Consider the following 24,732-nt stretch of genomic DNA (forward strand, 5'->3'; position numbering starts at 1 on the left):
CGGGTCACCTCGGCGAGCAGCGGCAGGCTCTGACCGGCGACGAGTTCGTGCTCGAGCAGCAGGTCGCCCGCGCTCCAGTCGTAGGCGAAGCCGAGCGCCAGATACTCCAGACCGACCATTGCTTCGAAGGCCCGCGGCAGCTCCCAGCCGTCGCGCACCAGTGCGGCCATGAACGACTCGTACATGCGCAGCGTCTCGGGATTGCGCACCGGGGTGGTGCTGAGCACCTGGATCGTGTTCGGGTGCCGGGCGAAGGCGCGGTAGTAGGCGAGGCCGAACTCCTGGATCGCCTCGCGCCACGGCAGCTCGAGGATCGCCGGATCGTGGATCTCCTGCACGATGAGACCGCGCACGAGCTCGATGATCCCGCGCTGACCATCGATGTGATGGTAGAGCGACGGCGCGCGCACCCCCAGCCGATCCGCGAGCCGCTTCATCGTGCAGGCCGGCCATCCCCGCTCGTCGATGATGGCGAGGGCCTCCCGGGCGATGTCCTCCTCGGTGAGCGGCGGCCGCGTCGGGCGCCCCGGGCGCCGCAGATGGTCGGGATCGCGGCTGCGGTTCATGGCTCGCCCCTCACACTCGTGCCGATGGTCGCACCCGAGGATTTCGTGTTCGAGACAGAACGGAAACGCTTCGATAACGACCCTTGCGCGTCAAATCTAATGCCGTTAGCTTTATGCGACAAGACCTTGCAACGCAGCAGGAAGAAGGCCGTGCATGACTCTGCCCAGCTCCACCGCCACATCCCCCGGCTCCCGCGAATCGGAGGCCGCGCCCGCGCGGGCGCTCACGATCTCCGGGGTGCGGAAGACCTTCGTCACCCCCGAGAAGACCCACGTCAACGCGATCGACGACGTCTCGTTCACCATCGAGCAGGGCGAGTTCTTCGTGATGCTGGGCCCGTCGGGCTGCGGCAAGACGACGCTGCTGCGCGGGATCGCGGGGCTCGAAACGCTCGACGCGGGCGAGATCCGCCTCGGAGACACCCGCATCGACCAGCTGGCGCCGCACGCTCGCCCGGTGAACACGGTCTTCCAGTCTTACGCGCTCTTCCCCCACCTCACGATCGCCGAGAACGTCGCGTTCGGGCTCGAGATGGAGCGCCGCTCCAAGCAGCAGGTGCGGGCCCGCGTCGCCGAGATGCTCGAGCTGGTGCAGCTGCAGGGCATGGCGGGCCGCAAGCCGGCGCAGCTCTCCGGCGGGCAGCAGCAGCGGGTCGCCCTGGCGCGCGCCCTCGCGAAGGAGCCGGAGGTGCTGCTGCTCGACGAGCCGCTCGCGGCGCTCGACCTCAAACTGCGACGCGGCATGCAGTCCGAGCTCAAGCGCCTGCAGCGCACCACCGGCATCACCTTCGTGTTCGTCACGCACGATCAGGAGGAGGCGCTCAGCATGGGCGACCGGATCGCGGTCTTCAATCAGGGCCGCCCCGAGCAGATCGGCACCCCGGAGGACATCTACGAGCGCCCCACGAGCCGGTTCGTGGCCGACTTCATCGGCGAGACCAACTTCCTCGACGCCCCGGTGACCCGCACGGGCGCCCCCGCCGGCGAAGAGCTCGTCGTGACGCTGCCCGGCGGCGATCCGGTCGTCCTCCCGAAGACCGTTCCCACTCCGGACGGCACGGTCACCCTCACGATCCGCCCCGAGCGCATCCGCCTCTCGCCCGGCGGCGAGCGCTTCGCCACCGGGCGCATCTCGAAGCTCGTCTACATGGGCACCGACCTGCGCTGCACGGTCCGTCTCGAGAACGGCGCCGAGCTCGCCGTGCGGGTGCCGCCGCCGTTCGACGCGGGCATTCGGCCCGACGCCGAGGTCTCGCTGTACGCCGAGGCCGAGGCGCTGCGCCCCCTCGCTCCCGAGCCGGCGGCCGGCGCATGAGCACCCAGCTGGACGACCGCACCGGGGTCAACCTCGTGCCGGTGTCGGCGGCGCCCCGCCACACCCGTGCCCCCGGCCGCTTCCCGTGGCCCTGGGTTGCGCCGGCCCTGCTCGTCGCCGCGCTCTTCACGCTCGGCCCGCTCGTCGTGATCGTGGTCTTCTCGTTCATGTCGCGCCCGCCCCAGGGCGGCGGCGTGATCTACGAGTTCACGCTGGAGCCGTACGTCAACTTCCTCTTCCAGACGGACTTCCTCGGCAACACGACCTTCGATCCGCGCTATCTGTCGGTCTTCGGCGATTCGCTGCTGCAGGGCGCGATCACCACGATCGTCTGCCTGCTGCTCGCGTTCCCCATCGCGCTGTGGATCGCCACCCGCCCCGAGAAGCTGCAGAACGTGCTCGTGCTCCTCATCACGATCCCGTTCTGGACCAACCTGCTCGTGCGCACCTACGCCTGGATGCTGATCCTCAACGACAACGGCATCGTGAACAGCGGGCTGAACCTCTTCGGACTCCCGAAACTCGAGCTGCTCTACACTCCGATGGCATCGCAGCTCGGACTCATCTACACGTTCCTGCCGTTCATGGTGCTGCCGATCTACGCGTCGCTCGCCGGCTTCGACTTCCGCCTCGCCGAGGCCGCGTACGATCTCGGCGCGCGCAAGTCGACGGTGGTGCGGCGCATCATCCTCCCCCTCGCAACACCGGGCATCGTCTCCGGGGTGCTGCTCGTGTTCATGCCGGCCTTCGGCTCCTACGTGCAGCCGGTGCTGCTCGGCGGAGGGAAGGTGCTGCTCATCGGCAACCTGATCGCCTCGCAGTTCGGAGACTCCCGCAACTGGCCGTTCGGCGCAGCCCTCTCGGTGATCATCCTCATCGTGCTCATGATCGCGCTCATCGCGATCGCCCTCTACTCCCGGAAGTCCGGGAAGAAGGTGGAGATCTCGCTATGACCGCTCCAGCACCCGCGCGCACCCGGCCCTCGGACGAGCCCGGCGGCGTCGCACCCGCGATCCGCAAGCCGCCGCGCGCCCTCCGGCTGCACGATTTCCCCGGCATCGCGCCGGTCGCCGTGTTCGGGATCATCTTCCTCTACGTCCCGATCCTCATCACCACCGTCTACGCGTTCAACGACGGCGACTCCGCACTCGTCTGGCGGGGGTTCAGCCTGCGCTGGTTCGGCGAGGTCGCCCAGAACACGAACCTGCTGAACGCGCTGATCGTGTCGCTGCAGATCGCCGTCGTGGCCACGGTGGTGTCGACGATCCTCTCGATCCTGTTCGCCCTGTCGGTGGAGCAGCTGCGGGCGAAGGGCAGCGGCATCGCGACCGCGATTCTCACCGCCCCGCTCGTCATCCCGGAGATCGTGCTGGCGGTCGCCACGCTCGGCTTCATCCGGATGATCGGGCTGCAGCCGGGCATGCTCGCGCTCATGCTCGCCCACACCTCCTTCTGCATCCCGTTCGCGCTGATGCCCGTGCGCGCCCGCCTCAAGAGCCTCGGCTCCTCGTACTTCGAGGCGGCGACGGATCTCGGCGCGAGCTCCTGGCAGATGTTCCGGCGCATCACGCTGCCGCTGCTCGTACCCGGGATCATCTCCGGAGCCGTGCTGGCGTTCGTCATCTCGCTCGACGACTTCATCATCTCGAACTTCCTGTCGGCGTCGGGCGCGACCCCGCTGCCGGTCTTCCTCTTCAGCCTGATCCGACGCGGAGCGAGCCCGGCGGTCAACGTCATCGCGACCCTGCTGCTCGTGCTCGCCATCGTCGTCACGACCATCACATTCCTGCAATCACAACGAAGGAGCAAACAGCATGCGTAGAACACACGGCACTGCACGACGCGGTGCACGCCTCGGCACCGCGCTCGCCCTCACCGCGGCCGGCGCCCTGGCGCTGACGGCGTGCGGCGGCGGCGTCACGGACTCCGGGGGCGACGCCGCCGGCGAGGGCGCGTCGACCGAGTACGTCGAGGCGACGAGCGGCGAGGTGAACCTCTACACCTGGAGCGACTACTACCCCGACGAGCTCGTGAAGAAGTTCACCGAGGACACGGGGATCACCCTCAACGTCGACTACTACGACAGCAACGAGAGCCTCGAGGCCAAGCTGCGGGCCTCCGACGGCGCGGGCTACGACGTCGTGGTGCCCACCGACTACATGGTCGAGATCCTGAAGAACGACGGCCTGCTGCTCGAGTTCGATGCGTCGAGCCTGCCGAACGGCGGCAACATCCAGGACGACTTCATGGACGTCTACTTCGACGAGGGCCGCATGTACTCGACGCCGTACCTCTACGGCACCACCTCCTTCGCCTACGACACCGACGTGATCACCGAGGAGCTCACCTCCTGGAGCGACTACTTCAACCCGCCGGAGTCGGCCGGCAAGGTGGGCACCATGAACGATCAGAGCGAGGTCGTGAACTCCGCGCTGCGCGTGACGGGCGGGGAGTTCTGCACCACGGACGGGGCGCAGCTGCAGGCCGCGCAGGATCTGCTCGTCGACTTCAAGCCGCGCGTGGGCACGATCAACAGCGACGGCATCCTCGAGCGCCTCGCCAACGGCGAGCAGGCGATGGCGATGATCTGGAACGGGGCCGCGCACCGCGCGATGCAGGATCGCCCCTCGCTCACCTACGTCTACCCGGAGGAGGGCATCGCGCTCTGGCAGGACAACTTCACGATCCCGGTGGGCGCGAAGAACGTCGACCAGGCGAAGACGTTCCTCAACTGGATGCTCGAGCCTGAGAACATGGCCGTGGCGGTGAACTTCCAGGCCTACGCCTCGGGCGTCGAGGGCACGCAGGAGCTGATGGACGAGGAGCTCGCGAACAGCGAGGCGATCGTCGTGCCCGAGGGCTACGACCTCGCGCGCCCGGTGCCCCCGTGCAACAACGAGGAGATGACGAACTACACGAAGATCTTCGAGACCTTCAAGGGCTGAGCGGCCCGCAGCGGTGGAGGCCCTCGGCGGATGCGCCGGGGGCCTCCACCGCTGCGCGGCGCGGGATCACGCGGCGGCGAAGCCGCCGCTCTGCTCGCCCGCGAGTCCGGAATCGTGCACCAGGTCGAGGATCAGCTCGGGGCCCTGTTCGAACGACAGCCGGTCGAGATCGACCCAGACGACGTTGGGCGAGAGCGTGGACTCGAAGAAGTACCGGCGGCTGCTGAGGTCGGCGACGGTGCGCCAGCGCGTGGTCGAGATGTTGGGACGCGCCTCGTCCACGGTGCCGAACGGCGCCGAGGCGCTGCGGATGACGCTGAAGACCTGCGCGGCGGCACGCCGCGGATCATCGGTCGCCGGCAGGTGCGCCGAGTAGTAGGCCGCGCGGGCGAAGCGCTCGGGCGAATCCGTTCCCCCGGGCAGCGGGTCGCTGCCGCCGAGACCCGCGTACCGGCGCAGCAGTTCGAGCTGCTCGTCGTAGGCGGGCGAATTGGCCATCACGGTGAACTCCGGACCGTGGTGCACGCTCAGCCGCCCGTCCAGGAACTCGATGATCGCCGAGTCGCCGCCGACGTCGGCGAGCGAGATGTGCCCCGTCCCCGGCTTCCCGCCGATCTCGAGCGGCACGATCTGCACGCGGCTCTCGGTGAGCCAGGCGACGGCCTCCGCCACGGTCGCGAAGCGGTCGAGCAGGCACTGGATCGCGTGCTGCAGGCCGAGCGCCGGGCGCTCGGGATCGCGCTCCCCGTAGTCGGCCTCCGTCAGGTACAGGCCGCTCGCCTGGAGACCGGCCTCGTTGAGGCCGTCGACGGCGATCCGCCCGTACATCAGCGCGACGACGCTGCCGTAGTCCGAGACCCAGGTGAAGCCGCCGGGATCACCCGGCGCGCTCTCGCGCTGCGCGCCGCGCGGACGCAGCGCGAGCACCGTGCGGGTCTCCTCGAACCAGTCCATGCTGCGACCGACGAAGACCAGGCCGCTGCCCGGCGTACCCTCTGAGGACCATAGGAAGCGTGTGCACATGGGCTCATCCTACGCAGTTCCTCGCCTGAGGCCGCCCCCGTTAGCGGCCGGTCCCCCGAACGGCAACCCCGATCCCGGATCCCGCGGCGACGGCTAATCTTCGAGAAGCCGGGAGACGCTGGCACGCTGGTGCGCCCGCATGGAGAGAGCAACGAGGAGGAGCGAGCATGAACGACACGGCGGATGGCGATGAGCGCACGGCGGATCTGGGCCCCGACGACACCGCGACGGTCGCGACGATCCTGGCCGAGGTGCGGGACACCGCTCCGACGGCGACGCGCGAACACGCAGCAGAGATGATCCGCTCGCGGTTGGAACGCACGAGGATCGATCTCACCGCCGGCGCAGTCGACGATCACGCCGCGCAGGTCGTCGAGGCCCAGCTCCCTCGCCTCCCTGTCAACCTGCTCAAGGAGCCGTCCGCCGATGCCCGCGCCCTGGCACGTGGGATCGACGGCGAAGTTCTCGATCAGGAGGTGGTCGGCGTGAGGGACGGTCACGAGCACGCCGAGCAGGCGCGCGCCTCGGCGCGCCACCCGCACCTGCCTCGCCTCGACAGCCGCGGTGTACTCGGCCGTCATGGGGACGGCTCGCGCCCGATGCGCTCGATGTACGGAGCGTACGCGGCTCGCACCAGCTCTTCGATCCTCGGCACATCGTCGAGAGTCGCCCTGACCACACTCAGAGGAGTATCCATTCGTTCCAGTATCTCGGCGATTCGGTTCACGATGGGCGCGCGAGAGTTTCAAGTGGCTCGAACAGCTTCGCCCGGCCGAAGAGCGCTCGTCGCCGACTGGACCAACTGATCCGTAGCCGTCGAGATCCAGAGAGGAAACCTATCGAATGATGTTTACTTAATGTCAAAATCGCAATAGCATTGATCTTTGACGACCATCACCAAGGAGTTCTCTTCATGTTCATCGCACCCCCGCTCAGCATCCAGGAGCGTGAAGTGCGTAATGCGATTGAAGAACTCAACCAGGAGCTCAGGATCCATCTTCGGCAGGGCAATCGGTGGGAGGGGGCGCTGCGGCGGACAACATTCGCGCGGAACGTGCAGGGCTCGAACACCATCGAGGGGATCAACGCAAGCGTCGACGATATCAACGCGATCGCTGCTGGCGAGAAGCCCGCGGCCATTGATCACGAAACCGAGAAGGCTCTCGCGGGCTATCAGCAGGCGATGACGTTCGTGCTGCAGCTGGCAAAGAGCGACTTCGAACTGAGCCCCATGGTGTTGCGCAGTCTCCACTTCATGGCCACCTCGTACGACATGATCAAGTGGCCCGGCAGATACCGCCCCGGGCCGGTCTACGTGCAACAGGAACGCACCGGAGATATCGTCCACGAAGGGGCGATATCCGAGACGGTCCCTGCCCTCGTCGAACAGCTGTGCGCATCGCTGGCGCCCGAAGAAGACGACCTCATTCGAGCCGCAATGATGCATCTCAATTTCGTACTCATCCACCCCTTCAAGGACGGGAACGGCCGAGTGGCTCGAATTCTACAGAGCCTGATGCTCGGGGCCTACGGCGAGTTCGCGCCCGTCTTCATGACAATCGAGGAGTTCCTGGGGCGTCGAACACAGGCCTACTACGACGTTCTCGCCAAGGTCGGCCAAGCCAACTGGAATACCGCGAACTTCGACCCTGAACTCGCACGACCCTGGGTGCGGTTCATGCTCACCGCACACCTGAATCAGGCGCTTGAGCGGAAACAACGCATCGCTTCATCTGGCGAGGCTGCCGCGAAAATGGATGAGCTCGTTGCTGAAGCCCAATTCCCAGAGCGCACGGCACAAGCCCTGTACACCGCCATGTACGACGGAACCGTCACCCGAGCGCGATACATGACGGCCCTCGCAGATGCGGGAGAACCGATCAGCGAGCAGACCGCATCTCGGGATCTCGGCGCGCTTACCCGCTCTGGTTTTCTCATCGCCCATGGAGACCGACGTGGTCGGAAGTATTCAGCGGGCACCTCCGTTAAGGATGCAGCACGAAGCTCAGGCCTCGGATACGCGTGGAGGGACATCGATCCGTTCGAGTAGGCGCACCCTTTGAAAGAGTGAGCGACATCCGCTCACTCGGCCGGACTCGCCGTTCCGACTGATATCGCCCCAAGAAACGGCCCGCCGGGTGATGAAGCCTGACGAACAGCAAAGGTCCGGGAAGGCAGTATCCTCCGCTTCGACGCGGCCGGATCCGGGCAGGTACTCCGACCGATGCCCGGCAGGCGAATTCCCCGAACCCTGCGGGCTCGTTGCGCTCACCGGAGGGCGCCCCGAACCTTGCGTGGAAGGCCATATAGCTGCGGCGGCAATTCCCATGCATCGGGCCCTCTTCCTCGATCCGATTCACCTCAGCCGGATCGAGAAGGAGGCATCGTATGAATGCGAGCCCGGGTGGTGAGCGGAACACAGTCGACATCTCGGACACCCTGCCCGGCGTCACGATAGCGATCTCGCTGGTGCCCCCGCTCAGCGTGGTGGGCGTCACCCTCGAGTCCGGTGCCTACGCGCAGGCCGGCGGAGCAGCGCTTCTCTTCCTCACCGACGTCGCAGCGATCCTCGTGACGGGGATCGTGGTGATGGGGATTTACGGGGTGCGCGCCCCAGACCGTTCGGCTTCGGCTGCGACTGGCGCGGAGAAGATGCCTCGGCGAGCGCTGATCACCATCATCACCATGGTGATCGCGATCGGCATCCCGCTGACATTGGCTACCATCGCCAGCACCTCCGCGGCCCTCCGGACGGGGCAGGTGCAGCAGATCACCCGCGACTGGCTGTCGGACACCGAGTCGGAGATGCTCGGCGTGACCACCGGCACCGACTCCCTCAAGATCCGCGTGACGGGCCCCGATCCCGCACCCTCGACCATAGAACTCGCGAAGGCGCTGAGCGAGGCCGGGATCGATGTAGAGGACGTCGAGGTCGAACTCATCCCGTCAATAACACGGAGCCTCGGTTCGTAGCGGGGATCCTGCCGCTCCCTGGCCCGTCCGCAAGTCGATGGCGGGGTAGGCCGCGGTCGACTCTCGCGTCTCCGGATCGAGCACGCGGGCCTGCCCGTGGTCGGATCACCGGCACGCGGTCGAGGGGATGGCGTGGAAACACCGGACAGGAGCTTCCTGGCGTGATGTGCCAGAGCGGTTCGGGAAGTGGAACACGATCTACAAGCGCTTCACGAGGCAGGCAGAGGATGACACCTGGGAGCAGCTGCTCGCCGAGGTTCAGAAACAGGCCGACCGTCTCGGCACGATCGACTGGGTGGTATCGATCGACTCGACCATCGCGCGTGTGCATCAGCATGGTGTGACGCTGCCGCGCGGAAAAAGGGATCTGTCGAACTACACGAATCCGCTCGCTGAGCCCGAGGATCATGCGATCGGGCGTTCGTGTGGTGGCCTGACCACGAAGGTTCGTCTCGTCGCTGATGGGAAGGGCCGCCCGTTGGGAATGGTGGTGACCGCGGGGAACGTGAATGACACCACGATGCTCACTGCGACGCTCGACGATATTCGGGTGCCGCGCGCCCGGGGCGGGCCAGCGCGGGTGCGGCCGGCGCCGATCCCGTCGTCTATCGCAAGCTGCACCTGTGGGACACCGAGACGCTGATCTTCGAGCGGGGCGACGAGCGCGGCACGTCGTGGACCGAGGGGACGACCGTGGTGGGAGCCGACGGCTGGCCCATCGGCGAGATGGGCCACGACGGCCGCCTCGACGCCGAGACGGAGCTGTCCGCTCAGCGCAGGCGCATCAGCGAGCGGAACGACCTCTTCGAGGACCGCCGCCCCGACCTCTACGGGCCCCGCTCCTGACGCGGCCGTTCGTCGGCACCCGTGCTCGCGAGCACGCGCGCGACTACGCGAATCGATCTGGGAGCGTCAGAGGCCACCAGTACCCTGAGAACGTGAACATCGACGACATCAGCGCGCTGCGGGATCAGCACCCCGCGTGGCGCCTGCTGCGCGCGACGAGTGCCCCGCTCATGCTGTCGTTTCTCGGGCAGCACTTCGTCGAGCAGAACGAGGGCGCAACACCCGCGAGCCGACTGATCGACGCGCTCGACGAGCATCTCTATCTGATCAGGGGCGGCGACGACGGCCTGTACCGGCGCGGACCACAGGCCTATCTCGATGACTGGGCAGACCCCGAGCGCGGCTGGCTGCGCAAGTTCTACCCGGTCGATTCCGACGAGGTGCACTACGATGCGACGCCAGCGGTCGAGAAAGCGTACCGCTTCGTCGAAGATCTGCAGCGCCGCAGTTTCGTCGGCACCGAATCACGGCTCCACACGCTCATCGATCTGCTGCGGCAGATCGTGCACGGCAGTGAGGCAGACCCTGAAACCCGCATCGCGGAGCTCGAGAGACGCCGAGCCGAGATCGACGCGCAGATCGAGGCGGTTCGTGAGGGGCGGTCAGAGCTGCTCGACGAGACTTCGGTGAGGGATCGCTACCAGCTCTTCTCGGCTACGGCGCGTGAGCTGCTCTCCGACTTCAGAGAGGTCGAGGAGAATTTCCGCAGCCTCGACCGCTCCGCACGTGAACGGATCGCGGGGTGGGACGGCAGCAAGGGAGCGCTGCTCGATGAGCTCGTCGTGAGCCGAACCGACATCGCCGTCTCCGATCAGGGCCGCAGCTTCCAGGCCTTCTACGACTTCCTGCTCTCCGGGCAGCGGCAGGCAGAGCTCGCGGAGTTGGTCGCCTCGGTGCAGAAGATACCGGCGGTGCAGGTGGATCGCCGGCTGCGCTTCATCCACCACGACTGGGCAGACGCCGCCGAACGCACTCAGCAGACCGTGCGCAACCTCTCCGAGCAGCTGCGACGCTTCTTGGAGGAGCAGGCCTGGCTCGAGAACCGTCGTGTGCTCGACCTCATACGCACCGTCGAGCAGACAGCCATCCGGGTCCGCGCCGATCCGCCCACCCACCTCGGCGTCGAGATCGATGAGCCGGGCTTGGCGATTGCGCTTCCCTTCGAGCGTCCCCTCTACAACCCGCAGCCCGAGACCAGAGTGGACAGCCTTATTTCACCCGAAGACGAAGAGACCGCCGACGCCGAGGCGCTGTTCGCGCAGCGCTTCGTCGACGCCGCACGACTCGCGGAGAACATCCGCGCCATCGTGCCGCCGCAGTCCACCGCGGATCTCATCGACATCGTAGAGCTGTATCCCGTAGAGGAGGGCATCGCCGAGATCCTCGGCTACCTCGCGCTCCGCGATGAAGATCTCGAGATCCGACTCGATGACGGCGATCAGGCCAGCATCGACTACACGGACGCCGACGGACGCCCGAGACGCGCGACCCTGCCGAGAGTGACGGTGACCAGACGTTGAACAGCCCGGAAGAACACGCGATCGCCACTGCCATCGTGAAGCTCATGCAGGGTACCGTCTACCGAGAGACGCACGAAGACGTCTGGCGCACGCTCGAGCGCCACGAGGCGACCGTGCAGGATCACTTCGCCCGCATCGGGGTCCGCGCGATCGTCGATCCGCTTGAGGGCTATGCCTTCCTCAAGACCATCGCTCCCGGACCCGATGAGGATCCGCTGCCCCGACTCGTCAAGCGCCGCGCACTCACCTATCCCGTGAGCCTCCTGCTGCTGCTCCTGCGCAAGCGGCTCGCAGAGTTCGAGGCCGCAGGTGGCGAGGGCAAACTCGTGCTCGAACGCGAGCAGATCCTCGAGATGCTGCGGCTCTTCCTCGCCGATTCCACGAACGAAACACGCGTGCTGCAGCAGGTCGACCAGAGCATCTCGGCGGTCGCGAAGCTCGGTTTTCTGCAGGAACTCGGACGGCAACGGGGTGGCGGTGCCTGGGAAGTGCGGCGCATCCTCAAGGCATACGTCGATGCCGAGACGATGAGCGACTTCGCGGGAAAACTGGGCGAGTATGCGAACGGGAAAGAAACAGAAGGCGATGGAGACGATGACTGACGCACTGTTCTCGGCGCGCGAGTTCGACGCCCCCGGCACCTCGCGCACCGGCTACCGCTTGCACGCCCTCGAGGTCTACAACTGGGGCACCTTCGACAAGCGGGTGTGGGCTCTGCGCCCCGACGGGCGTACGTCGTTGCTGACGGGCGACATCGGCAGCGGCAAGTCGACACTCGTCGATGCGGTCACGACGCTGCTGCTACCCGCGAACAAGATCTCCTACAACAAGGCCGCGGGAGCCGGCACGAAAGAGCGCAGTCTTCGCAGCTACGTCGAGGGGCACTATCGCTCAGAACGCAACGAGGCGACCGGCGCTTCGCGGCCGGTCGGCCTGCGCGACCACCGCTCCTACTCGGTGGTGCTCGGCGTCTTCGTGAACGAGGGCTACGACGAGACCGTGACGCTCGCCCAGGTGTTCCACCAGAAGGATCGCGCTGGCCAGCCCGAGCGCTTCTACGTGTCCGTCGACCGGCGCCTCACCATCGCCGACGACTTCAGCGATTTCGGCAGCGACCTCAAGCAGCTGCGCGCTCGCCTGCGGCGGGACGGCGCGGCGATCGACACCACCTTCCCCGAGTACGCCAGACGCATGCGCCGCCTGCTCGGCATCACCTCCGAGCAGGCGATGGAGCTGTTCCACCAGACCGTCTCGATGAAAGCCGTCGGCAATCTCAACGACTTCGTGCGCAGCCACATGCTCGAACCGGTCGACGCCAGCCGCCGCGTCGCAACGATCGTGGAACATTTCGAGAACCTCACCCGCTCGCACGAAGCGGTGCGGCGGGCGACCGCTCAGCTCGCGATCCTCGACCCCCTCGTCGCCGGCGCCGACAAGTACGAGGCGGCCGTCCAGCGCAAGACCGGGCAAGAGGCTGAACGCCAGGCACTCACCGTCTTCATCTCGGAGCTCACGATCGGCGTGCTCGATACTGCGATACGCCAAGCCGCTGGTGAAGTAGAGGCCGTCCAGCAGCGGCAGCAGGAAGTCGCACAGCGTCGCGCCGCAATACCTCCGCATCGCGCGGCCCTGCACGCAGAGCGCCTCGAGGCCGGCGGCGACCGACTCACCCGCATCGAAGCGGAGCTGCCGGGGGCCGAAGCCCTCGTCGCCGAGCGCACGCGCAAGCACACGCGATACTCCGAACTGCTGACAGGCGCCGACCTCCAGCCGGTCGCCGGGGCCGAGGAGTTCCGCACCAGGTCGCTCATCATCGCGGAAGCACGTCCGCGTGCCGAGGCCGAACGCGAGCTCGTGCAGCAGGAGAAGGATCCGGTCTCGTTGACGCGCGGCAGAGACACTACCCGCGCACGCGAGATCGACGGCGAGATCACGAGTCTTGAAGCCCGCCGCAACAACCTGCCGGAAGAACTCGTCGCGGTGCGCGACGAGCTGTGCGCCGCACTGCTCGTGCCGGAATCGGAGCTGCCGTTCGCCGGCGAACTGATCGATGTCTCCCCCGAGCACTCCGACTGGCAAGGCGCAGCTGAGCGCGTGCTGCGGCCCTTCGCTCTCAGCCTGCTGGTTCCGCATGCGCACTACTCCCGCGTATCGGCGTGGGTGAACGGCCGTCGCCTCGAGGCCCGCCTTGAGAACGGCAGGCGGCGGGGCGTGGATCTCAGCTATCAGCGAGTGCCCGAGCGCCGAGTACGCGTGATCCCCGCCGAAGCCGAGGGCGCGCTTCGCCTACGAGATGTGCTCGAGGTCGAGCCCGGCGACTTCTTCGACTACGTGCTCGGAGAGCTGGCGCGGCGTGCCGAGCATCGCCTGGTCCACGATGTCGGGGCCCTGCAGCGGGAGGATCGCGCGGTCACCCGCGAAGGGCTGGTGAGGGACCGGGAACGCCATGAGAAGCGCGATCGCTTCCGAGTCGATGATGCTCGCAGGTGGGTGCTCGGGCGCAGCAGCGAGCGGAAGATCGCGGCGCTGCGCACAGAAAGGGCGGAGCTGCAGCTCCGTATCACGGAGGCGACGGAACGGCTCGACGAGCTCGGGCGACGCGACGAGGCGCTGCGGCGCGCTCTCGACGCATTCGGCAAGCTCGAGGAGTATACGAGCTGGGTAGAACTCGACTCCATCGGCGCGGAAGCCGCACTGCAGGCGCTGCACGAGGAACGGGAGCGGATACTCGCCGGCTCGTCCCGTCTCGCCGAGATCGACCGTCGTCTCTCGGCGCTCGATGAGCAGGAGCGGCGACTCGAGCAGGAGCACACCGAGATCAGCGAACACCTCGGCGGAGCGAAGGCCGAGACAGAGCGGCTGCGCAAGCGGCTGCGGCGCGAACACGACACGCTCGATGCGGTGCCCGGGGAGGCGACCGCGGCGTCGCGCGAGCTCTACCCCAGTCTGGAGGGGCGCGTCGGCCGCCGCAGGCCGGGCACGGTCGAACAGTGCGACGAGTTGCGCACCCGCCTCGTCGCAGAACTCACCGGCGGCATCGAGGCGGCGCAGCGGGAGATGAACGGGCACACCACGAGTGTGCAGCAGCAGATGGGCGAGGTACTGCGGCGCTGGCCGGAGCTTGCAGCCGAGATGGACGCGAGCATCGCCTCCATCAGCGAATTCCGCCGCTTGTACGGGCAGGTGAAGAACGACGACCTGCCACGCTTCGAAGCCGAATTCAGGCGCCAGCTCAACACCGAGGCGGTGAAGGATCTCGCGGGCTTCAGCAACTGGCTCGCGCGCCAGGCCGAGGAGATCCGCGGGCGTGTCGAGACAATCAACGAGGCCCTCAGCGCGATCGACTACAACCCAGGACGCATCATCAAGCTCGTCGCCGAGCGCACGGTGAATACCGAGATCCGAGAGTTCCAGGCCGACCTGCGCGCCGCGACCAGCGATCTCATCGGCGTCGATGATCCCGAACAGCGTTTCGAGCTGGTGCGCGTGATCATCGAGAAGTTCCGGGGGCGCGAGGGGCGCAGCGAGAACGACCGCAGCTGGACCGCGCGGGTCACCGATGTCCGAAACTGGTACGCTTTCGCAGCTTCCGAGCGCGACCGCGAGACCGGCGAGGAGCACGAGCACTACACCGACTCCGACGGCAAATCGGGCGGGCAGAAGGAGAAGCTCGCATACACGATCCTCGCGGCGTCGCTCGCCTACCAGTTCGGGCTTGAGTGGGGTGTCGAGAAGTCGAAGGACTTCCGTTTCGCGGTGATCGACGAGGCTTTCGGACGGGGCTCTGATCAATCGACCCGCTACGCACTCGAACTCTTCGAACGGCTCGGCCTGCAGCTGCTCATCGTCACTCCGCTGCAGAAGGTGCATGTCATCGAGCCGTACGTCAGCTCGATCGGCTTCGTCGACAATCCACAGGGATCGGGCTCACGAGTGCATACGCTCACTGTCGAGGAGTTCCGCGAGCGCCGCAGAGCAGGATCGGCGTGAGCACCCGGAGAAGCCCCGGCCCGGCCGGCTGGACCCGCCCCGCGGCCATCGTTGGCCGTGTGCGACGGGCCTGGGTGCGCGGAGATCTGCTGCGCTCCCGGGCGCAGGGAACGGCATTCGCGCCGATCGATATGCCACTGCGCGCGCCCTCCGGCGCGGAGCTCACAGAGCACCTCGAAGAGGCCAGGCGCTGGGCGGCCGAGATCGAGCGTGCTTCTGACGGCGGGCGCAGCTTCGAGGTGCTCTCGGGCGTCGTAGGCGGCAAACGTCTGGGGCGCAGCACGATTCCGGTTCGTGTGCGCATCGACAGCGAGGCGCAGGCCTGGCGGCTGCTCGGCGTGGCCGCAGATGTCGAGCGCTTCGACGAGTTGCTGCGACTCAGCGCGAATGCTCCGGCTGCTCAGCACTGGATCCTGGCACAACCTCTCAAAGCGATCGAGCTGTTCGACGAATGGCCTGCGATGCTCGCCGCCCTCGACTGGCTCACCTGGCACCGCGACTCGCAGCTCTACCTCCGCCAGGTCGATGCGCCCGGCGTCGACACCAAGTTCATCGAGCGGCACCGTGCGGTGCTCGCGAAGATACTCGGCGTCCCAGGAAGTGCGGAAGCGTTCCGCACGGCGCTCGGTTTCCTCGGCAAGCCGCGCCTGGTGCGGCTGCGCTTCGATCCCTCAGTTCTCGGCCTGCCGCCCGGCATCACCGAGGCGACGCTCCGCATCGACGAGCTGGCTTCGATACGCCACGCCGTCTCCAGCTTGCTCATCGTCGAGAACGAGATCACGTTTCTCAGCGCTCCGGTGCCAGAGGGCGGCGTTGTGCTGTGGGGTCGCGGCTACGAGGCGAGATCGTCCGCCGCGCTCGAACTCTTCACGGATGTCGCCGAACGGGGCGATGCGTACTACTGGGGTGATCTAGACACCCACGGCTTCGCGATCCTGAGCGGCGTGCGAAGCCACCTGCCGGGCGTGCGATCCGTGCTGATGGACCGCGAGACGCTGATCGCTCATGCGCAGCGATGGGGCGCCGAGTCCTCGCCGACGAATAGCGCGCTATCGGGCCTGACCGACGCGGAAGCCGAGCTGTACTCGGACCTGGTGACGGATCGCCTCGGGCGCGCCGTGCGCCTCGAGCAGGAGCGCATCGACTGGACCTGGGCTTCGCGGCACCTCGCCGAGGCGGGACTGGCAGATCGACCCCGCTGATCGGGGAAGTCGAAGCCCGGCCCGCAGCCGTTTTCGCCGAGCTACGGCTCGAGCTCGCCCAGATGGGCGAGATAGGCGAGCCGGGGGAGGAATAGGTGCACGACTGCAGCGCCTCTGCGCCGATCCGATGACGGCGGCGCGTGCGCGCTCGCCGTCTCGGCACCACACTCGCGGATCGGAGTCGCGGGGCGGCCGGGCGATGAACGCTCGGCCGCCGCGCGTCGACAGTTAGACGCCCGCTCCGCGGCGTCGACTGTACAGGAGCGCTCCGCCACCTGTCAGGAGCAGGAGGACCGCTCCGATGATCGCAAACGTCGCAGCGGTGCCGCCGGTGACGGGCAGACCGCCGCTGGCGCCCTCTTCGGGTACGGCGCCGTGCCAGTCGTCTGCGTCGTCGACGCTCAGGCCGGAATAGAGCCCGACGCCGGTCACTGCAGCGGTATCGGCGTGCGTCTCACCGGCACCGAGCCCCGGCACGGTGCCGGTGCATTCGAACTGCGTGCCGACCGCGAAGGGTCCCGCCCAGGTGGTGCCCGTCGAGCCGTCGGGGAAGGTGCACACCAGATCCTCGATGTGCCCCGTGCCGTCGATGAGCCGGTCGGTGACGATCACGTCGACGAGCGGCTCCGCACCGTCGTTCGAGACGGTGAAGCTGATCCGCTGCTCCTGCTCCGCGGTCAGCTCCTTGCCGGGAGCCTCGTCGAAATCGCCGGAGTAGCCGTCATTGACCAGCGCGCCCGAGTCGTCGTACTCGGGCGCTTCGCCCTCGTCGCTCCACTTCTCGATGTCGATGCTCGGTGTCGGCACGTGTCCGTGCCACTCGTCCTCGTCGTCGACCTCTTCCCCGGTCCTGATGCCCACGGCGGTCACGCCGGCGGTGTTCGAGTGGGTGTCTCCGCTCGCCAGTGCGGGCAGGGTCCCCGTGCATGCGAACTGATCGCCGATCACGAACGGCCCCTCCCAGGAGGTTCCCGATTCCGGCCCGCCGAGCGGACTGAAGTCGCAGCTGAGGTCTGGGATCGCTCCCGCACCGCCGGTCAACCGGTCGCTCACGACGACGTCCACGAGATCCTCACGCCCGTCGTTCGAGATCGTGAAGTTGATCGGCAGCGGTGCGTCTGCTGCCAGCGCCTTCCCGGGGGCCGCATCGAAGTCGCCCGCGTACCCGTCGTTGGCGAGCGCTCCCGAATCGTCGTACTGGGGTGCCGCGCCCTCATCGTTCCACTTCTCGATGTCGACGCTCGGGTCGCCGACCGGCGTGATCGTCGTGTCGGAACCCGCGATGGTGTTCACGATGACTCCGTCGGTCTCCGTCGCCACCACCGCGAAGTACGTGACGATCCGGCCCTCACCGGGGTTCAGGTTCGTACCGTCCTCTTGCCGGATGGTGACGATGCCGTCGGCGTAGTCGGCGACGACATTGCCGTTCAGGTCGTCGGGCCCGCCGTGAACGGAGTCCAGGTCCGGAACCTCCTCGTCGTCGGTCTCGACGAAGCCGAGGAACTCGACCGCATCCGGCAGCACGTCGTCGCGGGTGAAGATGGTCACCGGGAACTCGCTCCCGTAGTTGCCGCGCGGAATGAGTTCGATCGCGTACACGAACCGGTTGTCGACGAACTCGCCGTTCTCGATCACCGCGTCGATCTCGGCGACCCATTCGCCGGTCTCGGAGTCGAAGATGCGCTTGCGCAGCTCAGCCTCGTTGCCGAACGACGTGGCCTCGGACTGGTCGTCGCTCACGTAGTCCCAGTCCTGGTCCTCGCCGAGAAGCGTTGCCCGGTTGGTGATCTCGAACGTCTGCTTGCCGTCGAAGGGAACCGTAGTGAGCACCAGGTCGACGATCCACAGCTGCCCGGCCTGAAGACCTCCGACGAGTGTCTTTCCGGCCTCGCTGAGCACGATGACGAGCTGATCGTCATCATCCACCGCGATGTCGAAGTGCTCGGCACCCAGTGCGGTGCCGCCGTACGAGCCGCCCACCGAGACCGTGGTTTCGAGGTCGGTGATGTCGAAGACCGCGGTGTCGGCGTCGTCGACGATACGGCTCTTCAGCGGGTCGACGCCCTCCTTGCCCGTGTCGATGGTGAACCGGTAGGGCACCTGGGCCGAGTCGCCGGGGCTCACCTGCACCTCGTCGTTCACCGCGCTCTTGTCGAACACCGCGGAGTCGTCCACACCCTCCTCGTAATCGTCGGGAAGCACGACGACACCAGCGTTGTGGTCGCGGACTGCCGGGCTGCCGTCTCGATAGTGGAACTGCGCCCGGTTGTTCCAGGGATAGTGGACACCGTCGACAACCGTGGTGTTGTCGCTTCCGGTGAGACCGTCGACGGTGTTGAGGTGCGCCTTGACCTCGATGTTCACGTTCGTCGAGTTGTCCCTGCCGATGTTCATCATCAGCGTCTGTCCGACGATCGCGTACTGACCGACATAGTCGCCGTGTGCGAAGTCTGCCGTGCTCCCCGTGAACCCGGTCGCCTCCGTGAGCGACTGGATCGGGCCGTCGCCCGTGATCGAGATGAACTCGGCGTCATCGGTTTTCCAGGACGCCTGCTCGATGAGATCGTCGCTGATGACGACGTTGCGCTGCAGCGTGAAGTTCGCGTTGCGCTCGTCCCACGGGGTGAGGTTCGCATGCAGCGTGTACGTCATTTCTGCCGCGGGCTGGAGGGCGCCGTCGGCGTCGGCGATGACATCGCGAAGCGACCAGTCGCCCCGCTTGGCGAAGTTGTTCCCGATACCGACGCCCGGGATGGTGCCTCGGATGCGCACGTCGACGGAGCGCTCGTGCTCACCGCCGAAGTCGGCATCGTTGGGCAGCAGGATCTCGTAGTTCCCCGGGGTGTCGTTGCGCGCGTCGAACTGCGCCCGCAGCATCGTCTCGAGTGCTTCGATGTCGGTGACCCGCACCTGATAGGTGATCCGCAGCGTCGACTGCTCCGGCACATCCACGGCGCCGACGAACGAGTTGCCGGTGACCGTCGGCGCGAACGCGACGGGAGCCGAAGCGTCGGCCGTGGTCAGCGTCGCCTCGAACGAGCCCTCGACGAAGCCCAGGCCGGCCGCGAGCTCATCCGCGATCGAGTAGCCGCTGCGCGCCTCTGCAGACGAGAGCACGAGCGTATAGGTCAGCACTGCATCTGCGAGCGCCGGATCGAGTCCGAGAAACTCGTACCCCGGCGCGTCGCCCCGCTGTACGAAACCATCGAGGTTGTTCGGGTTCACGCTCTTGGCGTACCCGTCGGCGATCTCCTCCACCGGGGGCACTTCGTTCTCGACGACGATCCGGGTCCCGCCCGCGTCCTCCCCGATCGCCCACGTGATCTCGAGGGGAGTGTCCTCGTCCACCGGCCCGGCCTGCAGATTCAGCGCGAACGCGCCCTCGCTCACGTCGTCCGGGATGGGATTCCGGAAGGTTACCGTGTACGTACCGTCTTCGTTGTCGACGATCGACTCGACGGCTTCGTTGCTCGGGAGGCTGCTCGGGGCAGTGATCCCGGCCGGCAACGTGAACACGATCTGGGTGCCGTCGATCGGCTGGTTCGCGTCGTACTGCACTCTCAGGAGAATGTCATCCCCCTCGGGAACGACGGCATCATCTCCGATGACCTGCCCGTCATGCAGCAGTGCGATGTCGATCCCCGGCGTATCGGCATGAGCAGCCGATGCCGTGGCAGCCAGACCGGTCACCACGAGGAGCATCGTCATCACCGCGGCGAGCGCCCTGCGGCACCAACCCGAATTGCTCAGCCTCGGCTCCGCGACTGCGCCTCCAGAAAATCGTCCCCATCGGCGCGGCCTCCGACCGGCTGGCGACGTCAAACCCCTCAACTCCACGCTCTCCCTCTCCCTGATATCTCCCCGCTCGTCGTCGCATTCCGTGCACCATGGGCGACCGGAAGAAGACCACAAGCAACCGGTCGCAGTGAACCGGCACACTTATGAGACGGCATTGGCGCAAAAACGTGACGCGCGTTTGCCAGACTTTTTCGAGGCTCCTCTGCGCCCCATCGAATCTGCGTGTGCATCTGGTCGCCATCCCGTGAGCAATGAGCACCCATGGCCGAGAGGAACTCTGCCCACTCATGTCGCTGTTAGGCTCCTGAGCGAGAACGAAACCCGTACCTCGGGGAGATTTGTCTTTCATGTGCGGATGAAGTCGCTCCCCAGGCGGATCGGATGGGTTTCGGTTCGGTGAGGGAACCGGAGGTCGCGCGGCATGCGCATTTCAGATTCGAGCTCTGATCGAGAGCTCCTCGAGGCGTCCAGAGACGGTGATTCGTCTGCGTTCTCAGAGCTGTGGAGGCGGCACCACCGGCCAGCACTCGTCGCCGCGCAGAACTTCACCACTCGTTTCCCTGCAGAGGATGTCGTCGCCGAGGCGTATCTCAAGATCTTCGAACTCGTTGCGCGGGGCAAGGGCCCCACGGGCGCGTTCCGGCCGTACCTGTACCGGGTGGTCCGCTCGGTCGCTGTCGACTGGTCGAGAAGCCCGGAAAGCTCGAGCGCGCCCCTTCACGAGCACCTCACCGCGACCGAAGCCGGCCCGTGGGAGGATGAGGACTTCGACCGCAATGCCGCCGCTCAGGCGTTTCTGTCGCTCAACTCGCGGTGGCAGGAAGTGCTCTGGTACACCGAGGTCGAAGGTCTGCGACCCCGAGAGGTGGCGAAGCTCGTCGGGACGAACGCACGCAACGTGTCGGCTCTCGCCTCGCGCGCACGCGAAGAGCTGCGCTCCGCCTGGGTCGAGCAACACGTCGATCGTGAACTTGCCGACGGCGCGTGCAGGTCGACGCTCACGCATCTCCAGCGCTATCAACGCGGAAAGCTCACTGCGGCCCGGCACAGAGATGTCGAAGCGCACCTTGCACACTGCGACACCTGCACGAGAGCGGCAGCAGAATACGCAATCCTCAACCGGCACCTCGCGCTGGCGCTCGCCACGATCTTCCTCGGAGGCGTGGGCGCAGCCTCCCTGCTCCAGGCCTTCGGCGGAACGGCTGCGGAAACATCGATCGCGCTCGGCGCCACGCACAGCGCGGGCGCTGCTCCCCCGGTCCCAAAGCCGTCAGCGCTCAAGGTGGGGGCGGGGGCCGGAGCCGCGCAGCAGATTGCGTTCATCGCCGTCGCCGGAGCGGCAGCAGCCGCCGTGATCGGCGGCACGATCCTGGCCGTGTCGCACTCGCCGTCCCAGTCGCCGTCGCCGGAGGCCTCGGTCGAAGCAAGCGAAGAGATCTCCGTCATCGATGAGGAATCCCGCCGCGCCGACCCTGCGCAGGAGGATCGGGACACCACTGCCGAGCAGGACGGGACGCCCGATGATCGGTCGACAGAGATCGACGAGATCGTTGTCGGAGGCCGGGAGACGGCATCCGCGTCGCCCGCGCCTCCCACGCAGTCTCCTCGAACCACCCCTCCCGAAAAGGAGATCGAGATACCCGGCGACCGGGAACCCGATGGCGGGAACGAACCCTCCGACTCGGGCAGCGAGGGGGAAGCAGGCGAAGAGCCCGATCCCAATCTCGATCCGTCACTCACCATCGGATTCGAATGCCACCTCGACAGCCCGGTGCAAGGGTTCATCCTCACCGGTACAGCGTCAGAGTACGGGGCCCTCAGAGCACGCATCACCCAGCCCCCTGCCACGGAGCCCGTTCTGCTCGTCACCTACCCGACAGTGACCGATGCGTACGGGAACACGTTCGAGAACGTCTTCAGCGGCACGGACCCGATGCCCAACCCCTGGTGGTGGACTCCATCCCTCACCCCGCTCGACCAGTGGCCCGGCCTTTCGCCGGCGAACATCGAGGACGTGGTCATCGAGATGCAGCTGCTCCACCCCGACGGACGGTACTCGCCGTGGATCCCCGTCGAACTCGCCCAGAGCTGCTGACGGACCGTCTGCGGGTTCTACGCATCATCCCGAAGCGGCCCGCGAAGTCTCGACACCGACGACGACGCCAACGCCAGTGCGCTCAAGGTCGAGCGGGCCCGGACGCCGCGGGTGCGGGGCTTGGCGAGGAGGGCGAGCGGAGCGCGAGCCGGGTTTGGGTCTGAGCGACTCCAGCATCCTTCTTCAGCAGCCTGAGCAGACGGTCCAGGGCGCTCGTGTCTCTCACTCGCACGCGCAAGAGGTAGTCGTAGGGGCCGGTGACGTGCACCGCGTCGACGACCTCTGCGAAGAATGCTGATGATCTGCTCGTCGCGTGCATCCATACAGGAAATTCTCTCACGCAGACCGGGCTATCGTGCAGTCCTGGGGCAGGCAGCAGTGGAGCCTGTGCGCATGGAGTTCGTTGCTGCCCTGGGAGCCGGTCTGATCACGGGTCTGGCCCTGGCCATTCCGCTCGGAGCCATTGGAGTGCTCCTGATCCAAGAAGGCGCATCGAGAGGGTGGGCCGGAGGTGTTCCTGCGGCTGCCGCAGTCGCCACGGTCGACCTGCTCTATTGCGTGACGGCGGTCACGGCAGGAGCGGCCATAGCGCCCGGAATCGCGAGCTGGGGTCCCTGGCCGAGAATCATCGGCGGTGCAACCCTGGTTGCGCTGGCGATCTGGAGCCTGATCCGCGCGCGGCACTCGAGCGTCGACGCACCAGCCGGCGCGGATGCGAACCGCGCGCGATCCGGCCGCCGATATGCGCTCTTCTTCGGATTGACCGCGATCAACCCTGCGACCCTGATCTACTTCGCGGCGGTCGTGACCGGCCTGTCGGGCGTATCGGCATCGGCGCTTGTCTCCGTGGCGTTCATCGCAGGGGTTGGGGCGGCCTCGTTGAGCTGGCAACTCCTGCTCGTTCTCACCGGAGCCATCGTGCGATGGAAAGCCGGCACGCAGTTCCGGCGCCTGACAACCCTCGTCGGAAGCAGCATCGTAGGCGTGATCGGCATTCTCATGATCACGGGCATGATCCTCTGAGAGCCCCGAGGAAGTACCGCCGAGCCGAACCGCACCTCCACCAGGCTGGCGCGACGGGATCGCACTACGACGCACCCGGCGAGTTCGGGGCGGGAGCCCCAGAGCGGGTCTTCACGCGGCCCTGTGCAGTCGCCGGGGCGGACCACGGTGCCTCCGACGCGAAAAAGCCCCCGACCCGGAGAACTCAATTCCAGGTCAGAGGCCATTTTCTATTCGTGCGCGAGGGGGGACTTGAACTGATCTCGACCCCCTCGCGCCGAGAATCTCGACCGAGCGTTCTGCCGCATAAGATCAACGATCTAGGGCATGTGACCTGTGGATAACTCCACCGCGATACGCCGCGATACAGATTGCTTAGCACTTTTGTTAGCACTTCTGGGACGACGGTCCCAAGGGTGAATGCAGTGGCCGAGTACTTCTCGACCGCTTGTGGTGTCAACCACTCCGGTGGTGTGGCCGAGAGACGAGCGGTCTGGACCGGGCCAGGGACCCGTGGTCTCCTGACGTTCGGGGGAGGGCAATTCGGGGAGGTGGTTCCTACACTGAAGACATGGCTGAGAGTTCACACCGTCGGGGACGTCCCCCGCATCCCGACGTGCTCACGCCGGCTGAGTGGCGGATTGCCCACGCAGTGCGCCACGGCATGCCCAATCGCATGATTGCCCGGCGCCAGGGAGTGAGCCTCGACGCCGTGAAGTTCCACATCGGCAACATTCTCGACAAGCTCGGCTTGGACAGCCGAGCGGAACTCCGATCGTGGGAGGGCATTCCGATCGACAGTCCACTCAGAACCGCACCTCAGGAAAAGGAGGAGGCCATGACCGACGCCGTACTGAGATCCATCGGGCAGGTGTCGCGCCGCGTGAGCAGCGTCGAAGCGGCCGTCGCGTGGTATCGCGACGTCCTCCAGCTCCCGCACCTCTATACCTATGGCGACATCGCGTTCTTCGACGTCCAGGGCACGAGGCTCTTCCTCAGCGCGATCGATGAGGGCGCGGGCGAGCAGGGCGAGTCCGTCCTCTACTTTCGTGTCGATGACATCCACGCCGCCTGCGCCACGCTCACCGGTCGAGGACTCGGGCGTCGAGGAATGGATGGCGTTCTTCAGCGATCCCGACGGGCACACACTTGCGCTCATGAGTCAGACTGGACCAACAGGCGATCCGGCGACCCCCTGAGCGGTTAGCACAGTCGTGGGATGCGGCATGGTCCGCAGCCCGCGTTCCAGCATGGACGCCTGATCCTCGTGAACGTGTCATGTCTGGGTGTAGAGGTGTGACCCGAAGGTAGGCTTGAGGCATGTCGATCGTTCAGGCGCGTACCGAGATCCCCCAGGCTCGCCCCCGGCTCCGCGCCTCGGGCGGTGCAGATGGCGAGCCCGGTCTGAACCCCGCAGACTACCGATAGGTGCCGCGTCTCGTGCGGGATTGACGGAT

18 protein-coding genes and 2 pseudogenes are annotated in these 24,732 nt (G+C 66.7%); 15 read left to right on the forward strand and 5 right to left on the reverse strand.

From position 1 onward, the window contains the following. Positions 1 to 131: 131 nt before the first annotated feature. Positions 132 to 566, reverse strand: a pseudogene (locus EVS81_RS16220) (TetR/AcrR family transcriptional regulator); the annotation flags it as partial. A gap of 154 nt (positions 567 to 720) precedes the next feature. Here EVS81_RS16220 and EVS81_RS08530 point away from each other — a divergent pair. The 4 genes from EVS81_RS08530 to EVS81_RS08545 are packed head-to-tail and all read left to right on the forward strand — an operon-like array spanning position 721 to position 4,826. Beyond that, the gene (locus tag EVS81_RS08530; protein ID WP_130110009.1) at positions 721 to 1,881 is read left to right on the forward strand and encodes an ABC transporter ATP-binding protein; all 1,161 of its coding nucleotides are present in this window, start codon (positions 721 to 723) and stop codon (positions 1,879 to 1,881) included. Then, entirely contained in the window at positions 1,878 to 2,834 is a 957-nt protein-coding gene (locus EVS81_RS08535) for an ABC transporter permease (RefSeq protein WP_130110010.1), read from the forward strand. The genes EVS81_RS08530 and EVS81_RS08535 overlap by 4 nt, the downstream gene beginning before the upstream one ends. Next, complete coding sequence (locus tag EVS81_RS08540) at positions 2,831 to 3,703, forward strand: ABC transporter permease (RefSeq protein WP_130110011.1); 873 nt, start codon at positions 2,831 to 2,833, stop codon at positions 3,701 to 3,703. Before EVS81_RS08535 ends, EVS81_RS08540 begins: the two co-directional genes overlap by 4 nt. Next, entirely contained in the window at positions 3,696 to 4,826 is a 1,131-nt protein-coding gene (locus EVS81_RS08545; RefSeq protein WP_130110012.1) for an extracellular solute-binding protein, read from the forward strand. Before EVS81_RS08540 ends, EVS81_RS08545 begins: the two co-directional genes overlap by 8 nt. Before the next feature lie 66 nt (positions 4,827 to 4,892). On the opposite strand, the gene EVS81_RS08550 is transcribed toward EVS81_RS08545, so the two are convergent. Both EVS81_RS08550 and EVS81_RS16260 read right to left on the reverse strand, forming a co-directional pair. Next, complete coding sequence (locus tag EVS81_RS08550; RefSeq protein ID WP_130110013.1) at positions 4,893 to 5,849, reverse strand: linear amide C-N hydrolase; 957 nt, start codon at positions 5,847 to 5,849, stop codon at positions 4,893 to 4,895. 434 nt (positions 5,850 to 6,283) lie between these two features. Continuing rightward, positions 6,284 to 6,430: pseudogene (locus tag EVS81_RS16260) on the reverse strand (GNAT family N-acetyltransferase); the annotation flags it as partial. 332 nt (positions 6,431 to 6,762) lie between these two features. Between EVS81_RS16260 and EVS81_RS08560 the strand changes: the two are divergent. The 8 genes from EVS81_RS08560 (at position 6,763) to EVS81_RS08590 (ending at position 16,380) form a co-directional block, all read left to right on the forward strand. After that, positions 6,763 to 7,899, forward strand: coding sequence for a Fic family protein (locus tag EVS81_RS08560; RefSeq protein WP_130110014.1), 1,137 nt, complete (start codon positions 6,763 to 6,765; stop codon positions 7,897 to 7,899). A gap of 338 nt (positions 7,900 to 8,237) precedes the next feature. Continuing rightward, positions 8,238 to 8,822: a DUF389 domain-containing protein gene (locus tag EVS81_RS08565; RefSeq protein WP_130110015.1), complete on the forward strand. Its 585-nt coding sequence runs from the start codon at positions 8,238 to 8,240 to the stop codon at positions 8,820 to 8,822. A 127-nt stretch (positions 8,823 to 8,949) separates the two neighbouring features. Continuing rightward, positions 8,950 to 9,465 carry an IS5 family transposase gene (locus EVS81_RS08570; protein ID WP_130110016.1) on the forward strand — a complete coding sequence of 172 codons (516 nt, stop codon included), beginning with the start codon at positions 8,950 to 8,952 and terminating at the stop codon, positions 9,463 to 9,465. A 50-nt stretch (positions 9,466 to 9,515) separates the two neighbouring features. Beyond that, on the forward strand, positions 9,516 to 9,668 hold the full coding sequence (locus EVS81_RS15915) for a hypothetical protein (RefSeq protein WP_205879303.1): 153 nt from the start codon (positions 9,516 to 9,518) through the stop codon (positions 9,666 to 9,668). A gap of 92 nt (positions 9,669 to 9,760) precedes the next feature. Further along, entirely contained in the window at positions 9,761 to 11,188 is a 1,428-nt protein-coding gene (locus EVS81_RS08575; RefSeq protein ID WP_130110017.1) for a DUF3375 domain-containing protein, read from the forward strand. A 44-nt stretch (positions 11,189 to 11,232) separates the two neighbouring features. Then, positions 11,233 to 11,790 (forward strand): DUF4194 domain-containing protein, encoded by a 558-nt coding sequence (locus tag EVS81_RS08580; protein WP_130111362.1) that lies wholly within the window; start codon positions 11,233 to 11,235, stop codon positions 11,788 to 11,790. After that, entirely contained in the window at positions 11,783 to 15,178 is a 3,396-nt protein-coding gene (locus EVS81_RS08585; protein WP_130110018.1) for an ATP-binding protein, read from the forward strand. The genes EVS81_RS08580 and EVS81_RS08585 overlap by 8 nt, the downstream gene beginning before the upstream one ends. Then, entirely contained in the window at positions 15,175 to 16,380 is a 1,206-nt protein-coding gene (locus EVS81_RS08590) for a Wadjet anti-phage system protein JetD domain-containing protein (protein ID WP_130110019.1), read from the forward strand. Before EVS81_RS08585 ends, EVS81_RS08590 begins: the two co-directional genes overlap by 4 nt. A 228-nt stretch (positions 16,381 to 16,608) precedes the next feature. Here EVS81_RS08590 and EVS81_RS08595 read toward each other — a convergent pair whose 3' ends face one another. Beyond that, positions 16,609 to 20,088 (reverse strand): hypothetical protein, encoded by a 3,480-nt coding sequence (locus tag EVS81_RS08595; protein WP_130110020.1) that lies wholly within the window; start codon positions 20,086 to 20,088, stop codon positions 16,609 to 16,611. Positions 20,089 to 20,599: 511 nt separating this feature from the next. Between EVS81_RS08595 and EVS81_RS08600 the strand changes: the two genes are divergently transcribed. Further along, on the forward strand, positions 20,600 to 22,273 hold the full coding sequence (locus EVS81_RS08600) for a sigma-70 family RNA polymerase sigma factor (RefSeq protein ID WP_130110021.1): 1,674 nt from the start codon (positions 20,600 to 20,602) through the stop codon (positions 22,271 to 22,273). Positions 22,274 to 22,355: 82 nt separating this feature from the next. Here the strand turns inward: EVS81_RS08600 and EVS81_RS08605 are convergent, their stop codons facing one another. Further along, a complete protein-coding gene (locus tag EVS81_RS08605) occupies positions 22,356 to 22,592 on the reverse strand; it encodes an Lrp/AsnC ligand binding domain-containing protein (protein WP_130110022.1) in 237 nt (78 codons plus the stop codon). On the opposite strand from EVS81_RS08605, the gene EVS81_RS08610 reads away from it, so the two are divergent. Both EVS81_RS08610 and EVS81_RS08615 read left to right on the forward strand, forming a co-directional pair. Further along, a complete protein-coding gene (locus tag EVS81_RS08610; RefSeq protein ID WP_165384221.1) occupies positions 22,571 to 23,296 on the forward strand; it encodes a LysE family transporter in 726 nt (241 codons plus the stop codon). The two genes, EVS81_RS08605 and EVS81_RS08610, sit on opposite strands and share 22 nt — an antisense overlap. A 550-nt stretch (positions 23,297 to 23,846) precedes the next feature. Further along, complete coding sequence (locus EVS81_RS08615) at positions 23,847 to 24,482, forward strand: LuxR C-terminal-related transcriptional regulator (RefSeq protein WP_130110024.1); 636 nt, start codon at positions 23,847 to 23,849, stop codon at positions 24,480 to 24,482. Positions 24,483 to 24,732: the final 250 nt, after the last annotated feature.

The sequence above is a fragment of the Leucobacter triazinivorans genome, assembly GCF_004208635.1.
In the GTDB taxonomy this organism is placed as follows: Bacteria; Actinomycetota; Actinomycetes; order Actinomycetales; family Microbacteriaceae; genus Leucobacter; species Leucobacter triazinivorans.